The organism is Marinomonas mediterranea MMB-1 (genome assembly GCF_000192865.1).
Lineage (GTDB): Bacteria > Pseudomonadota > Gammaproteobacteria > Pseudomonadales > Marinomonadaceae > Marinomonas > Marinomonas mediterranea.
Genome location: NC_015276.1, coordinates 210026 through 226277, shown reverse-complemented (window position 1 = coordinate 226277; position 16252 = coordinate 210026). Strand labels below are relative to the sequence as shown.

Sequence of the window (16252 nt, the reverse complement as noted above, 5' to 3'; positions counted from 1 at the left end):
AACATGAAACTGAAAATCACCGCCCTATCTTGCCTAGCAATCCTATCTGCCACCCATTTAGCTCACGCGAGCGCTGGAAATACTAGTCTACCGGAACCTAGCAATCGCTTTTGGTGGCCTAAGACACTAGACCTAAGCCCACTTCGAGCTCATGACGTAGCCTCCAATCCATATGGGAGCAATTTTGACTACGCGTCAGAGTTCCAATCTTTGGACTTAGCGGAAGTAAAGAAAGACATCGAAAAAACACTAAAAACCTCTCAGCTGTGGTGGCCCTCTGATTACGGACACTATGGCCCATTTATGATAAGAATGGCGTGGCACAGCGCTGGAACTTATCGTGTTGGTGATGGACGAGGTGGTGCTGGCGGAGGACAACAACGCTTTGCACCTCTAAATAGCTGGCCAGATAACGCCAACCTTGATAAAGCAAGACGTTTGATGTGGCCCGTGAAGCAAAAGTATGGGCGCAAACTGTCATGGGCAGATTTGATGATTCTAAGTGGTAATGTTGCACTAGAGTCTATGGGCTTTAAAACGCTCGGATTTGCAGGCGGACGCGAAGACGACTGGGAACCAGATCACGTCTATTGGGGGCCAGAGAACACTTTTTTAGACGACAAGCGCCGCACTAAAACAGGAGGCCTAAAAGGTGATCTCGCCGCCGTGCAGATGGGACTCATTTATGTAAACCCAGAAGGTCCTGGTGGCAATCATGACCCCCTTTCTGCCGCGCAAGATATGCGGCTATCATTTGGGCGAATGGCGATGAATGACGAAGAAATCGTCGCGCTGGTCGCCGGAGGGCACACGTTAGGCAAAGCTCACGGCGCACATAAGCCTGAACACTGTGTCGGAGCGGAACCGGAAGCCGCAGCCGTTGAAGAGCAAGGACTTGGCTGGAAAAACAAATGCGGCAAAGGCAATGCTGAAGATACCGTTACCAGTGGTCTTGAAGGCGCATGGACATCAACCCCAACTGAATGGTCTATGCAATATCTAGACAACTTGTTTAAGTTTGAGTGGGTAACAGAAAAAAGTCCCGCTGGCGCGACTCAATGGGTTCCAAGCGACCCTTTTGCCGACAACTTAGTTCCGGATGCGCACCAAAAAGACGTACGGCACGCACCCATTATGTTTACAACGGATCTAGCACTAAAGAGAGACCCTGAGTTTAGAAAAATTTCCGAACGCTTCTTAAATAACCCTAACGAATTTGACCATGCGTTCGCAAAAGCTTGGTTTAAACTCACTCACCGAGACATGGGACCAAGAGCTCGATATGTTGGGGCCGAAGTACCAAGTGAAGAAATGCTATGGCAAGATCCAATTCCAGCACCTAGCTATAAACTCATTCAAGCGGATGATATTAGCGACCTCAAAGCACGCATACTAAGTTCAAACCTTTCAGATCCGGCTATGATTAAAGCCGCTTGGGGCGCAGCATCTTCTTATCGCGCCACAGACATGAGAGGAGGAACAGATGGAGGGCGTCTACGCTTACTTCCGCAAAAAAACTGGACAGTAAATGACCCAGCTGAGTTGGAGGTGGTACTCTCAGCGCTTGAGAAGGTTCAATCGGATTTCAATGAAACCCAACAAGACGGTACTCAGGTTTCATTTGCCGATCTTGTCGTACTAGCAGGTAATACCGCAATTGAACACGCCACACATCAAAGCGACCCATCCATGAAGCTTTCTTTGCCTTTCAGCCCTGGTCGTGGAGATGCTAGCCAAGCACAAACGGATGTCGCGTCTTTTTCGTTCCTTGAACCCAAAGCGGATGCATTTAGAAACTACTTTTCAAAAGAAAGCTTTTACCCGCCATTAAAAGCGATGGTAGATAAAGCCAACACATTAAACCTCACAGTGCCCGAAATGACAGTCTTGTTGGGCGGTCTACGTACCCTCAACGTAAACACTGCGGGGGATCAACGGGGGGTCTTAACAAGCACCCCAGGCGTGCTCTCTAATGACTTTTTCATCAACCTCCTTGATATGTCGGTAGAATGGAAAAAGTCCGATATAGAAGGCGTTTACAAAGGCTATGATAGGGAAACACAGGTTGAAAAGTGGTCTGCCTCTTCCGTAGATTTGATCTTTGGCTCCAATTCAGAGCTACGCTCAATCGCTGAGGTTTATGCCTCAGAAGATGGCCGTATTAAGTTCATTGAAGACTTCATCAAAGCGTGGACAAAGGTGATGAACGCAGGTCGATTTAATCTAGAATAAGCAAACATCACGTGGCTCTTCTTTTACCTTGAAGAGCCACGTACACTAACATCAGGACTAAGTCAGTCCCCATAGTATAAACAGCCCTAGTACAGCATAAAGCAAACTAACCAAACGAATAAACTGCATATAGACCCAATTTACAGCATTCGCTTTGATGTAATCGGTCCCAATTTGCCAACCTGCTAAAACAGAATTTAAACAAACAATGAGCAAAGTGGCACTACTGTATAATTTGAACCAAAGCGGCGAAAACAGTTGGACCCATGATTCGTAATTCAATTGGGGAGCGGAGATAAATAGGCTAATAAATACAACACTCCACACACAAATCAAAAGATTCGAGAGCCTTTGAAACAGCCACTCTCTCGTCCCGCTTCTACAGTCTCTTTTCAATATTAAAGCCATACCCAAACTCCTGTGCAAAGACTCAGAAGAATCCCAATGGCAATAGCAACATTTGCAATCATTTTTCCACTTTCGAGCTCTTCAAAATATCCCATATCCTGAACAAGGTGCTTGAGTGTCGCCACCATGTAATACCCTAGGGCGGTTAACATCCCCCAAATGACAAATTGAATCACGAAGTAGTCCGCAAGAAGGGAAGATACATAGCCAAAGCCGTCTTTCGAGTTTAGTGAAAAGTAAGCGTTGACTAAAAACACGCCAAAGCCCACCCACAGGATGACTGCCGATATTCGATGTAAGATCGATGCAATAGCCGTTATCGGAAGACGAATTGTTTTAATGTCCAGATTCACTGGACGTGCCTTGCTCATATTGTAACTCCCTCAATTATTATTTTTTTATTTTATTGAAAATGAGACCTATTTTCATCTAATATTTTATATTGTTGTGTAACACGAGCATAGCCTCATGATCTCTATACATATTCAGCGTGGTATTCCCTCGCACTACCATCAAGATGTAGTCGACTTGTATTACTCAGAGTGTGAAAGATTCGTCGCAGGTACGACCATTGACGCAAATGTCCTTAAAACGGTGTTAGCGCACACGATTAATTGGGATTACGCGTTATACGCCTTTATCGATAGCAAGCTAGCAGGCGTTGCGGGGTTTCAGATAGAAAATCAAAGCTTCACAAGTAAGCTAACACCACCACAACTATTGAAGCTAATTGGCCTAAAAGCGTGGTTAAGTTATGCGTGGAACCTAATGCTTAATACTCCCCAGCCATTGCATCTGACATCAAAAAGTATCCTGCGACACAACGGCTTGGTCGTAGCGGACCATTACAAACGCCTTGGAGTAGGAGAAACGCTGCTTAACGCTCTGGCCTCATTTGCACAGCACCACGGGTTTGAGGCACTTAGCCTTAATGTCGAAAGAAATAATCAGGCGGCAACGTCGTTGTATTTGAAACTAGGTTATCAAACCGTGAAACGATCAAAAAAAGGGCAGGATTTAATGTTACGAGAACTAAAAAGCCGAATACTTCTCTCGAAATGCTCGGCTTTTTAATTAGAAAAGGAAGCTGATTTAAACGATTCGAGTAAGCCAGTTATGCGTATCTGGCGCCTTACCCCATTGAATATCATTCAAAGCCTGACGTAGTTTTTGAGCAATCGGCCCGGTTTCGCCTGAGCCGACTTTATGCTCTTGACCGTTATGAATCAAAGTACCGACAGAGGTCAGTACCGCAGCGGTACCCGACAGCATCGCTTCAACACCCGGCTTAGCGGCAAATTCAAGTAACTCAGTCACTGTAAAGTCGCGTTCCGTCACTGTCATACCCAGATCAGCGGCAAGTGACAGAATACTAGAGCGTGTTACGCCATGAAGGAAGGACGTATCCAGTGCTTTCGTAATAATTTCATTGCCATCAACGAGTAGAAAGTTCGCCGCTCCCGTTTCAGTCACATCGCCATTAGGACAGAAAAGCACTTGGTCGGCTTCTACATCTGCTTTCGCTTGCATCGTCGGTTGCAACGCACTCGCGTAGTTACCACCACTTTTTATCATTCCCATGTGAGGCGCACAACGCATGCCCGTTTCATCTAAAAGAAGACGAAGCGCACGCGAACCGCCCGCAAAATAGTCGCCCACTGGAGACAAAAGAACGTATAGCATTGACGTCAATGATGGCGCTGCTGCCTTACCAACGGCCGCTTCTGTTCCAAAGTGTGTTGGACGAATATACATTGAACCCGGTGGTTCTGGGACATCGTCAGCAAATTGCGCGACCACGTCTTTGATCATTTGAGCGACTTGCTCTTCATCAATTTCAGGCAGAGCTAACAAACGACTGCTTTGTGCCAAACGTTTAATGTTTTGATCCATTCGGAAAATATGAACGCTGCCATCTTCATGGCGAAACGCCTTCAAACCTTCAAAACACGTACTAGAATAATGCAATACGTGAGCACCTGGGTGCATTTGAATGCTGTCTGAAGAAACGATTGCTGCATCAGACCATTGGTTGTTTTCGAAATTTGTCACTGCCATCTTGGGCATGAACACGCTACCAAACGCTGCCATTCTATTTTCCTATCGACTCAAAAATATGGAAGGTCAACTTGTCACAGTTTATAAAAAGAGTTTCTTAGAAAGTGCGCAAGCTACAAGCTAAATAGTGAGATACTAAAACAGAAAACCAAATGAAGAAAGCCGACAAGGTCAAATGTTGAATATTAACCATAAAACAACGCAGATCGTGCTGGAAGGAATAGTGTACACACCTTAAACAGCGAACGCGCAAGAATCGCGTCCGCTCTTAAGAAAATACTAATGTAGGCTAATTACACGCGCTCCCCCAAATACTTTCAACCCATTGAGGATTATCGATAAATGGATTGCGGTTACCTTGTTGCTCCTGAATTCTATCGTTTCTTCGTTGTTCGTAAGAATCAACCGGATCTTCTTCATTCCACACATACAAGGTACACAAAACACCGATATTAGGATCACCTGACGACACGTTGGTATTATTCACAATCTCCAGATCGGGCATATTGCCATCACTACCATCGTAACGAGTGTCCATATAGAACATCATTCGAGCAACATCCCCTTTGACCTCATCACGAGGCTCCCAAGAATCACTGTCCGTAAAAGTGTTCGCGGCCTCACCTTGAGCGCTGCCGCCATTATCGAAGCTTTTGTTACCGCGAGAGCTGTTGACCGTTTTATCGGAAGGTCTTAAGTGATGTATATCTGTATAGCCATATTGGCCTGAGCTAGGAAACCCTAGCGATTTAGCCCAAACGTGCTCACGGTTCCAACTATCATTGTCAGAACCCGATGTACCGTCTCTGTCGTCTTTGTCGGCACTGCGTCCCGTGTAGATCAATATCACGTTATTCGTATTGTCAGGATCTTCATCTGTGTATTGCAATGCTGTCCATACTTCGCTGTACGTCAATTTAGTATGATTTGCACTGATGATTTCTTGCAGCTTTGATTTTAACGCACTTCCAGATAAACCAGTTGCGTCAGCGTAATACTCAGATTCATTGATTTCTGATCCCGTATCAGACGACGCAGCGCCACCAGAACAATCCTGAGTTAACGAACCCGTTCCAGGAGAATCGGTACCACTTACCGCCCAATCTGAAACAGAGTCCGTATCCGTGCTACTGGCTCTATAAATGGAGACATAACGCGCACTTATGTCCCAGCCTGATACTTTATTCTCCCATGCAACCAGATCTACAGCACTGGAGTTCTTATTCAGCTCAACCCAATCTCCACTGTTTCCCAATGACAGCGACAGTCCACTTATATCGGGTGAGGAGCCATACAGAGCATTAAAGCCGCTTGTACTGCGAGCAATAGTTATATAGCCACCTGCAGCGATCGTCCCAGTCAGAGAGAAGCTCGTTCCATTATCCTGCAAACTGTAACTACTTAAATTAACAGCGTCACAGCCTGGGTTATAAAGCTCTATCCATTCTTCACTACTGTCTGTGCCCGGAGTGTCATAAAGCACTTCCGATATCAGTATTTCCGAATTAGCGACCGAAGAGTAAAGCATTGCCGCTGACAAACAAAGCATGGTTCTTTTCATTATTTTTTCCCTTTTAAGGTCAATTATTTATCTATAAAACTCTCCTTGTATTAGTGCTTCCGATTTGCATGTTTCATGTTAATGTCTGTATTTGAATGAGTTATTACACTGAGAGAAACACATTCACTTAAAATATATGACAAACATAACACTGACCGAAGGGTCAAGAATTAGGCCAACTATATCTCGCTCAAATAAAGTCTTTTTTATTCAGATAATTACGAGTAAAACCATCTATATTTTTCTTTCTTACCATTTAAGAAGAAAAGAAAAAATGAATCGAAAAGGATCGATTATGCTCAAGGTTTGAACAATAGTGGTGCAATGAAGAAAGAGAATGTTCGAAGTAGTAACAACAGTTGACTTGATTATTGAATAGAGGCGATCACGTCATTTATCAGTGTCCGTGCCTCATTCAACTTTTTGCTAGAGCGTAATGAAAAAGGAAAGGCCTGCGAAGGGACACTTTCCTTACAAAAAATACTATTTTTAAAGTGGGATCGGTGCGCCAGATTTTACGGTCCGAATGGCAAAGTTGCTCTGAATGTCTTTCACATGAGGTAACTGTTGAATTTGCTTTAACACGATTTCGTAACTTTTTAAGTCCCGTACAACCACCTCAAGGCGATAATCAGACACTCCTGAAACCTCGTGACAGCTAATGACATTTTCCAATAGCACCAATGATGCTTCGAACTCGGAGGTGGCCGTTTCCTTGTGGCTGTCTAAAGAAACATCGACAAAAATAGTCATTCCAAACCCGACTTTGTCACGATTAATGACAGCACCATACCCTGTAATAACCCCCTCCGCTTCCAAGTTTTTCACACGTCGCAAGCAAGGAGATGGGGACAGATTCACGCCTTCGGCCAACTCGACATTTGACAGCCGTCCATCCTGTTGAAGGCGTTTCAAAATATCAGCATCTACCTTATCCATCACAATTAGCCCTTTTATAAACTTTATTAAATACAATTAGCATATTATGCCAACTATTCATCCATTTATAGCAAAAATAGCAAGGACATGCCTAAGCACTTTCACTGATAATGTAGCTCAGAAAATGTTCAATATTTAGTCAAAACATAACCTATTTAGCCATTTCTCTTTTATGGCATCAGCGACTTCTAAGAGGCCAAAAATGATAGCGACCGTAACAAGACCGAAAACTGCGCATTTTACATTTGCAAGTGGCTGGGAGTTTAAGCTGGGCATTATGGCCTCAATATTTACCACTCTCATTTGGGGTGTTTTTTTTATTGCCATGCGCGCTGGTGCGACTTCAGCACTGACCTCATTCGATCTCTCCATATTGCGTTTTGGCTTGGCGGCGATTCTTCTCTTCCCCTTCGTCATAAAAGATTGGCAAAAAATAAAAGCAACACCAAAAACACTTTTGCTGGGTATACTAGTCGGAGCAGGCGTTCCTTTCTTCTATTTATGCAGTTTTGGCGCCGCTTACGCACCTGCGTCGCATTCAGGTTTGATAATTACTGGTACCTTCCCACTTTTTGTCGCCGTTATTGCGGTCGTTATTTTTAAAGAAACGTTAAGCAAACAAAAGATCATCGGCTTGGCGAGTATTGGGCTCGGCATAGCGGCCCTTTTAACGCTGGCGTTTATCGGTGGTAATACAGAATATTGGAAAGGCGATCTTATCTTTCTATTAGCAGCGGCATTTTGGGCCATATTTTCCGTATGCTTGCGCGTTGCAGGTTTACCACCACTGGCAATGGCGGGATTTCTAAGTCTGATATCGACGGCTATTTTAGCTGCCCTGTTTGCATTTGGAATTGTACAAAGTGGATTTCCCAATACGCCGGTTGAACTTATCATCAGCCAACTTTTGATACAGTCAGTGTGTGTCGGGTTATTGGCGGGGTTTACTTACGGTTATGCGATCAACAAAATCGGCGCTGAACGAAGTTCAGCTATAGGGTCGTTAACGCCTGTTTTAGTGGGTTTGGCAGCAGCTCCCATTTTAGGAGAACAGCTGACCGCCGCCTCTGCCATCGGCATGATATTGGTCTGCCTTGGCGTTCTGCTCGCGAGCGGTCTAACCATTCCGACTAAGTTAAAGCTTAAACGTCGCCATCACATTAAGCGCTTGCTGCGATGAATCCGCTAAACTCTCACTCGTACTACTATTACGTTCAACCTGAGACGAAACATGCTTAGAAAGCTCTGCCACTTGCTCATTTAAAGCCTGCAATTTTTGTACAGCATCACTTTGTTGAGAAACACTCTGTATGACAGACTGACCAGCGTCATTTATTTCAGACACTGCGTTGGCTATATCCTGAAGATATTCAGACGTTTGGGATATCTCATTAGTAGTCAATTTCGATTGCTCATTACTGCTTGATATACGAGACTCAGCTTCCTTCGCGCCAGTCTGCAAACGATGAATCATATTTTGAATTTCGTCTGTAGAAGCCTGCGTACGACTAGCCAAACTACGAACTTCATCAGCAACCACAGCAAATCCACGTCCTTGCTCTCCGGCTCTTGCCGCTTCAATAGCAGCATTTAGCGCCAACAAGTTTGTTTGTTCTGCAATCCCACTGATCACATCTAATACCGACCCGATACTTTGTGAGTGTTCGGCCAGCTCAACTACGGCCTTCAGCCCTATTTCAAGATCTTTAGAAAGCTTGGTCAAGGCCTCTTCAGTCTTACGTAAAGACTCTTGCCCAATATCCGTTTTACTTACCATTTCGTGGGTAGATTGAAGCGTCGATTCCGTACTTGTTTCAACCTGGCCCTTAAACTGATCCACCTCTAAAATCGTGCCAGTCATATCAGAAAACATTCCTTCCCAGCGAGCCGTGGCGTCATAGGTATCTGAAGCTACAGACCTCAACTCCTGAGAATGGGTTTCGACATTACGGTTCAATGACACCCCTTTGGTAAGCACTTGGGAGAGCCGATCCACAAAGACATTGTAATATCGAGCAATATTCGACAGCTGATCATTGCCAGACTCAGGTAGGCGTGCGGTCAAATCGCCCTCTCCCTCAGCAATATTTCGCAACGCATTCTGAATATCGCGTAGTGGAAAGAGAATTGAGCGAAGTACAATAAACGATATCACCAAAGCAACAAGCACAATGCCTGCACCGATTAGAAAAACTCGAATCGCTTCACTTTGAAACTCATTATCCACGTCGTCTACGTAGATTCCCGTTCCCAAAATCCACCCCCAAGGACCAAAGCCTTTTACATACGAAATTTTCGAGAATGGAGTCTCACCGCCCGGCTTAGGCCAATAGTAATCAACAAAACCCTGGCCATCGGCCTTTACTATGTTGACCATTTCTTGAAAGATCGCTTTTCCATTAACATCTTTTAAGGCTAACAATGGCTTACCATCAAGTTTAGGATTTGCCGAATGCATGATCATGCTGCCTTGATAATCATTGATCCAAAAATACTCAGAGCCACTATAGCGGGTGTTTTTAATCGTTTGTGCAGCGAACTCCTGAGCTTGTTGACGAGTTAGTTTTCCAGACTGCTCTAAACTGTACATATGGTCGATTACGCCCATAGCAGTTTCGACAATCTCCCTCGTTTTCGAATACTTCTCTTCCAAGAGGCTTTCTTTACTCGCAGTGATCGTGAGATACGCTATTAGAAAAAGCCCTAACGAAAAAAATGCAACTAAACCGACCAAACGACCGTTAATCGATATACGTCTAAGATTTGTGACCATAATCACTCTACCCTAATTATTTTTATTTCAGCTTAGCGGAATATAGTAGCGTGTTAAGTAAATCAATGGCTAGTCTGATTATCATTTTTACAACTTCTTACATCACTCTTATCTTATTGTCTCAACGCTCAAATATTATGTCTGCCCATGCAGTATCGGCTTGCGCTTTATATTGCTGCCAATCGCCGTTTAGCCAGCGCTGACGGCCACGTTCTGCATAGAAAAGATAAAGTTTATCGCCAAAAAATTCCCATACTGTGCCATCTGTGCGTATTTTCCCCTCTCCTAAACTCAAAGCATTGGCACAAAAACCATTGTAGCTTGGGGCATATTCAGCAGGCTTCATCGAAAACTTATCCGCCGAGGCTTGTGATGCAAAATGCCACTCTGCGCCGTTCCATTTCACGGTAAAGCGTGGGCTTCCTTCCGCCAAACGCGATGGGCGATCTAACTCAACTTGATGGTAAGCGGTTGTATCATGACCACCAATCGCCGTATTGCTCCAGTAACTCGTACTGACCAGTTCGTTGGCAAAAAGCCCAAGGGGAAATAACAAAACTAGAGATAAAATAAGTCCACGCATGTCAGCGGTTCCTTTTGTGCAAGTAATACAGGTCTGTCGCACAACAAGGTTGATTTCTTACAAGAATCACTGAGATTCAATCTGAATCGCGACCGCTTTGCCTTGTAACCATTTAAAAGCGACGTGACTTTCGTTTTCCCACTGAATAATAGACCCAGCTAATACGTGAATTTCTTCGTTTGTTTCAGACTGTTGTAAAGCACTGTCAACCAAAGCATAGATGCCCTTAAATCTTGAAGGCAGTGACACCTCGAAAGTAAAATCACATACATCATTGAGCGGCTGAACATGAGCCTTAAACGCTCCTTTTCGAACCATAATATTTAGGTCCTCAATCGCACCACTATGAAGTGTTGCAATGGTTTCATCTCCGCCATAAAAGCAGGCCGTATCTAACGGCGCTTGCAACACATTCTCACTGCTAAATTCGCCCGAATGGGAAAGTGTCATTCCTTTTCCAGAGAGCAATACCAAGGTACGCTGTAAGCCCGAGAAATCGGAAAACATACCGTCTTCCACAACCGATGCCTGACTGATACGAAACAGAACGCCTTGTTCATCTTCCACTCGAATAATTTCCAGCGTTTCACCTAAGCCGTTTTTCCACGGCATCCGCTTGAACGAGCTTGATGGGGTAATTTGATATGTTTTAGTCACTAACCAGCCTCCTATTAAAAGATTGGTATAGTAACCTAAAAACAAGTTGTATAGACAAGTAAAATTAGCGCTACTATTTTTAGAAATACTCTAGTCAATCAACCCATTATGGAAAGTTTTGGATACGAAAAGGCTTACTCAATTCAGGGTGTTTACTTAATCGAAGTAACGCTTTTTGATCCAACGAACTCAACAGTTCTACCGTTTCTTTTTTAGCCAAATTAGTGGGCACTGCGAAAGACTCTATACGACGCAGTTCATACCACGCCTCAAGCTTTTCTGTGTCGCCAGATTCAACAGCGACATTAAACACAGCTAAAGTAAATGCACTTCGAGCATCAGACATACAGCGATCCATCGCTTTTATCGACAAAGCAAACAAAATTGTCTGTTGAGTATTTTCTGCCTGCGCCAAAAACCATTCGTCATTCAAGCTGACGGTATTCTGTTCCTCCTGTTCAAAACAATACTCCGCCCTATTTGATAAGCCCTGTTTAGCCTGCTCGAATCGTACGATTGCATCGCTCATGAATAATTTAGATTGAACAGCACTTTCATCAGCTAAAGCACATTCGCCGAAAAAGTACATTGAGAGGAGTAAAAGAACTTTGTAGCTATTATGATGCTGCATTCGCGACACACCTCCAAAACTTCTTGTCTTTACCTATAGAGCGCAAATAAGCCATAGATGCATGTTTGTAGATCATCCCTTTTCTTAATCTAGAAACAGAACTCAAAGCACTTTGAAACAGCTTCCAGTCATAGGTAGTCGCGTTCCAACCAGCGCTCAATACACCCGTTCCTGAGTATGAGGAACGCCCAGCAAAAATCTGAAAGAGCGGCGTTCCCGCTAAACCAAACTCAAGCACTTTACTTAAACGAGAGACTCTTTCTATATCATCCAGAACGGATAACGTTAAGCTACTGGGCTCGTAGCCTTCGATATGACAAAAACCTTTGTCCATTGCAAACCTTCCTTAGTTGCCTGAAACGTAAAACTAGCACGTATCTTCCGCCTGACGTTGCGTATAATATCGTCTTGGTACATAATTACCTTAACACGGCCCCTTTCAGAGACGTCAATTTTGATGCATCTGCTTAGGGGTTTTTTATTGCCAATTCCAATCTTTATACCCTTCAATCACTCCCATTGTTTCTAGAGTTATGCCTTGCTCATTCAGACACGGAAATACATCTAACAAATCTAATAGACGATTCCACCACGTAGAGTTAGGGTTTATCTTACTTAATAAGTGCTGTACCAAACAAAATTGTAAAAATGGTCTTGCCACAGAGTGAGAGCTTAGTCTTTTATGGATGTATTTGATGTCTTTTAGACCTTCTTGCTTGGGTTGCTCGATCATATTGCGATTCCAGAGGCGACTGTGATGCGCACAGACATTACGCAAATAGTTTAAACATCGTAGCCAAGACTCCAATGTTTCCCCCTTTTCTATATCGTACTTGCGTGCAATCACTGTCTGCTGCTCTGGCAGCATTCCCTTGAAAAGTCGAGATAAAGTGCCAAAATCCCATACTTCACAAGCTACCCAAATTGGAACGGGTAACCCATATTTTTCTTTTGCATGTAAGATAAACTCTTCTCTAGAACGGGATATAAGTTGTGCGTGGTTTTGAAGCCATTGATGCTGAGGTATTACGCCTGTCTTGGGGTTAAGACGCTTACTAAATATGTCTTTGAAATAGTCTGGTTCCAAATATGCAAAAGGGCTCAGTTGTCCAAGTAAATGCGAAATATCAACTCGAAGCGCTATTTCAATACGCTCTAACGCATCGAGCACTAATAGCCTTAGTTTCTTATCAAAGATATAAAGATTCACGGCACTTTCAAAGCGCGCACCACGCATAAAGTTATCAAAAACGAGTTTGGTTTCTCTTTTTTGTTTTTTATTCGGATTTTTAATAGTTGGACTATAGGCGCAACAAAGCTCCGACCTTTCTCTAAATGGATACCAATAACCACTTAGGCGGTAATATCCAATTCGTTCCAGAGAAGATAGAGCGTGACTTCTGCTGTCAACAATAAGTCCATTTGAAATGAGTTTGTCTAGTTGCTGTTCGTAGCTCAGCCACGGCTTTTCATACTTCATGTCAGCGTCCTTGCTGCACTTGGTTTACATTCTATCGCGCGTTTTAGTGCGCCTCATCCCAGTTATCACCTACACCCGCTTCCACCAGCAAAGGCACGTCGATTTCGGTGGAGTTTTGCATGATGTCGATGATTTTAGCCTGTGCCGCTTCGAGGTCTTTTTCAGCGACTTCGAAGATCAATTCATCGTGTACTTGCATGATCATTTTGACGCCTAGATCGGTGTCAGCCAGCCAATTGTGCATTTTGATCATGGCACGTTTGATGATGTCGGCTGCGGAGCCTTGCATCGGTGCGTTAATCGCAGTGCGCTCTGCTGCTTGTCGCATCATGGCGTTACGCGCTTTGATTTCTGGCAGGTACAAACGACGGCCAAAAATGGTTTCTACGTAACCTTTTTCTTTGGCGTTTTCACGAGTTGTTTCCATGTAAGTGCGCACACCAGGGTAACGCTCAAAGTAACGTTGTACATATTTTTGCGCTTCGGGGCGACTTATACCCAGCTGCTTAGCCAAACCAAATGCCGACATGCCGTAGATAAGACCGAAGTTAATCGCTTTGGCACGACGACGTTGCTCAGCTGTCACGTCATCTACTGCGACTTCAAAGACTTCCGCTGCTGTTGCTTTATGTACGTCTTCATCGTGGGCAAAGGCATCGAGTAGCCCTTTGTCCTGTGATAAATGCGCCATGATACGAAGCTCGATCTGAGAATAATCGGCCGCTACGAGTTTATGCCCTTCCGGTGCGACAAAGGCTTGACGAATGCGACGCCCTTCTTGAGTACGAATCGGAATATTTTGTAGGTTTGGATCAGTGGAAGACAAACGCCCTGTCGCCGTTACTGCTTGATGGTAGGAGGTATGAATACGGCCAGTATGCTGGATCATCTCAGGCAGCTTATCAGTATAAGTCGACTTCAATTTTGCCAGACTTCGGTGCTCCATAATCAAACGAGGCAGTTCGTAGTTCTCTGCTAACTCTTGAAGAATCGGTTCCGCTGTAGAAGGTTGACCTTTTGGCGTCTTCTTAATAACAGGCAGCCCTTGCTTTTCGAACAGGATTTCTTGCAGCTGTTTGGGAGAACTTAGATTAAATTCTTGTCCTGCTTCTTCGTGCGCTTTGATTTCAACTTCTTGCAGACGTGATGCAATTTCAGCACTTTGAGCATGAAGACGATCTGGGTCAATTAAAGCGCCTGTTTGTTCCATTTTTGCCAGAACAGGCACAAGAGGCAGTTCAATGTCACTGAACACGCTAACAAGCTCAGGCGTTTTCTCAAGCTTAGGTAAAATGGCTTGATGCAAACGCAGTGTGATATCGGCATCCTCTGCTGCGTAAAAAGCAGCTTGTTCAAGGTCAATCTGATTGAACGTCTTCTGCTTAGCGCCTTTTCCTGCGATGTCTTCAAATTTCACCGTAGAGTGACCAAGGAACTTAGACGATAAGCTGTCCATATCATGACGAGTGCCAGTCGAATTAAAAACATACGATTCGAGCATGGTATCGAATTTGATGCCACGCAATGTGATGTCGTAGTTATTCAGAACATTTGCATCGTATTTAAGGTGCTGACCGACTTTCGCTTTGCCTTCGTCTTCAAGCCAAGGTTTTAGTTGTTCAAGAACCCAGTCTCGGTCTAACTGCTCTGGGGCGTCTTCATAATCGTGTGCCACCGGAATGTAGGCAGCTTTGCCCGCTTCAATAGCAACCGAAACACCAACCAACTCAGCTTGCATGTAATTTAGAGAGGTCGTTTCTGTATCGAAAGCAACGAGCTCCGCTTGATTAAGTTGTTCTAGCCATTGGTTAAATTGGCTTTTATCCAAGACCGTTTCATATTGAACCTCAATATCGCTGACTGCAGGCGTGTCTTCGCCTTCATCCGAATCGTTCACTGTGGTACCTGCAGCCATCGGCGCTTTATCTATGTCACGTAACCAAGTTTTGAATTCCAGCTTTTGGAACCACTCTCGCAGTACCTCTTTGTTAGCCGGCTCGTTTTTCAATGCATGCATGTCAAAGGGTAACTCAACATCGCACTTTATCGTCGCTAATGTGTATGAAAGCTCCGCCATGTCGCGGTTGTCTTCCATTTTTTTCGACATGGTTTTTGAACCACGAAAACCAAGTGGTGCGATATCATCTAAGCGCTCATAGATATCTTTAATGCTACCAATGCCTTGTAACAACGCGAGGGCGGTTTTTTCACCCACTCCTGGTACACCAGGAATGTTGTCGACTTTATCGCCCATTAAGGCGAGGTAGTCGATAATCAACTCAGGGGGAATTCCGAACTTATCTTTGACGCCAGCGATGTCCATAACCGTATCTGTCATGGTATTTACTAGTGTTACTTTATCTGTAACCAACTGAGCCATGTCTTTATCGCCTGTGGAAACGATAACATCACGACCCGCCTCTCCTACTTGCTTAGCGATCGTACCAATAACATCATCCGCCTCGACACCTTCAATAATGACAAGAGGTAAGCCCATGGCTTCGATCATCCGATGGATCGGTTCGATCTGCAAACGAAGGTCATCTGGCATAGGTGGACGCTGAGCTTTATATTCGCTGTAGATTTCATCGCGAAAGGTTTTACCCTTTGCATCAAATATCACGACGATAGGCGATTCTGGGTATTTGCCGATCAGGCTACGTATCATACTGATAACGCCACGCGCCGCATTGGTTGGCTGCCCGTCACTCGTGGTTAAAGGTGGAATAGCGTGGAAAGCACGATATAAATAAGAAGAGCCATCAACCAAAACCATTGGTGCTGTTTTTGTCTGATCCGACATGGGGAATCCTCACAAATAGCCCAAATGCACTTAGACAAAAGCGCATCAAATACGGGCTATAAAATTAGTCATTAGAAATTGGTAATAGACTAACATAAGCCAGTACAGCACCCATAGCATGAACGAA

General features: G+C 44.2%; 15 protein-coding genes. 3 read left to right on the top strand and 12 right to left on the bottom strand.

Annotation, left to right across the window (positions count from 1 at the left end):
• Window positions 1-3: 3 nt before the first annotated feature.
• Window positions 4-2232, top strand: coding sequence for a catalase/peroxidase HPI (gene katG / locus MARME_RS01075; protein WP_013659427.1), 2229 nt, complete (start codon window positions 4-6; stop codon window positions 2230-2232).
• Window positions 2233-2289: 57 nt separating this feature from the next.
• Here the strand turns inward: katG and sdhD are convergent, their stop codons facing one another.
• Together sdhD and sdhC are read right to left on the bottom strand one after the other, a co-directional pair.
• The gene (sdhD, locus tag MARME_RS01070) at window positions 2290-2640 is read right to left on the bottom strand and encodes a succinate dehydrogenase, hydrophobic membrane anchor protein (protein ID WP_013659426.1); all 351 of its coding nucleotides are present in this window, start codon (window positions 2638-2640) and stop codon (window positions 2290-2292) included.
• Window positions 2631-3011 (bottom strand): succinate dehydrogenase, cytochrome b556 subunit, encoded by a 381-nt coding sequence (sdhC, locus tag MARME_RS01065; protein WP_013659425.1) that lies wholly within the window; start codon window positions 3009-3011, stop codon window positions 2631-2633. Before sdhC ends, sdhD begins: the two co-directional genes overlap by 10 nt.
• 97 nt (window positions 3012-3108) lie before the next feature.
• Here sdhC and MARME_RS01060 point away from each other — a divergent pair, with 97 nt between their 5' ends.
• Window positions 3109-3714: a GNAT family N-acetyltransferase gene (locus tag MARME_RS01060; protein ID WP_013659424.1), complete on the top strand. Its 606-nt coding sequence runs from the start codon at window positions 3109-3111 to the stop codon at window positions 3712-3714.
• A gap of 18 nt (window positions 3715-3732) precedes the next feature.
• Here the strand turns inward: MARME_RS01060 and MARME_RS01055 are convergent, their stop codons facing one another.
• From MARME_RS01055 to MARME_RS01045, 3 genes are all read right to left on the bottom strand, one after another.
• Entirely contained in the window at window positions 3733-4731 is a 999-nt protein-coding gene (locus MARME_RS01055; protein WP_013659423.1) for a branched-chain amino acid aminotransferase, read from the bottom strand.
• A 256-nt stretch (window positions 4732-4987) separates the two neighbouring features.
• The gene (locus tag MARME_RS01050; protein WP_013659422.1) at window positions 4988-6259 is read right to left on the bottom strand and encodes an endonuclease; all 1272 of its coding nucleotides are present in this window, start codon (window positions 6257-6259) and stop codon (window positions 4988-4990) included.
• A gap of 489 nt (window positions 6260-6748) precedes the next feature.
• The gene (locus MARME_RS01045) at window positions 6749-7198 is read right to left on the bottom strand and encodes an Lrp/AsnC family transcriptional regulator (protein ID WP_013659421.1); all 450 of its coding nucleotides are present in this window, start codon (window positions 7196-7198) and stop codon (window positions 6749-6751) included.
• A gap of 202 nt (window positions 7199-7400) precedes the next feature.
• Between MARME_RS01045 and MARME_RS01040 the strand changes: the two genes are divergently transcribed.
• Window positions 7401-8378: a DMT family transporter gene (locus tag MARME_RS01040; RefSeq protein ID WP_013659420.1), complete on the top strand. Its 978-nt coding sequence runs from the start codon at window positions 7401-7403 to the stop codon at window positions 8376-8378.
• Here the strand turns inward: MARME_RS01040 and MARME_RS01035 are convergent.
• From MARME_RS01035 to polA, 7 genes are all read right to left on the bottom strand, one after another.
• Entirely contained in the window at window positions 8334-9971 is a 1638-nt protein-coding gene (locus tag MARME_RS01035; RefSeq protein ID WP_013659419.1) for a methyl-accepting chemotaxis protein, read from the bottom strand. The genes MARME_RS01040 and MARME_RS01035 overlap by 45 nt on opposite strands.
• 121 nt (window positions 9972-10092) lie before the next feature.
• Window positions 10093-10554: a YHS domain-containing (seleno)protein gene (locus tag MARME_RS01030; RefSeq protein WP_013659418.1), complete on the bottom strand. Its 462-nt coding sequence runs from the start codon at window positions 10552-10554 to the stop codon at window positions 10093-10095.
• 66 nt (window positions 10555-10620) lie between these two features.
• Complete coding sequence (locus MARME_RS21250; protein ID WP_013659417.1) at window positions 10621-11211, bottom strand: HutD/Ves family protein; 591 nt, start codon at window positions 11209-11211, stop codon at window positions 10621-10623.
• Between the two features lie 106 nt (window positions 11212-11317).
• The gene (locus MARME_RS01020) at window positions 11318-11842 is read right to left on the bottom strand and encodes a hypothetical protein (protein WP_013659416.1); all 525 of its coding nucleotides are present in this window, start codon (window positions 11840-11842) and stop codon (window positions 11318-11320) included.
• Entirely contained in the window at window positions 11829-12176 is a 348-nt protein-coding gene (locus MARME_RS01015) for a hypothetical protein (RefSeq protein WP_013659415.1), read from the bottom strand. The genes MARME_RS01020 and MARME_RS01015 overlap by 14 nt, the downstream gene beginning before the upstream one ends.
• A 144-nt stretch (window positions 12177-12320) precedes the next feature.
• Window positions 12321-13322 carry an Abi family protein gene (locus tag MARME_RS01010; protein WP_013659414.1) on the bottom strand — a complete coding sequence of 334 codons (1002 nt, stop codon included), beginning with the start codon at window positions 13320-13322 and terminating at the stop codon, window positions 12321-12323.
• Window positions 13323-13365: 43 nt separating this feature from the next.
• Entirely contained in the window at window positions 13366-16125 is a 2760-nt protein-coding gene (gene polA / locus MARME_RS01005) for a DNA polymerase I (protein WP_013659413.1), read from the bottom strand.
• Window positions 16126-16252: the final 127 nt, after the last annotated feature.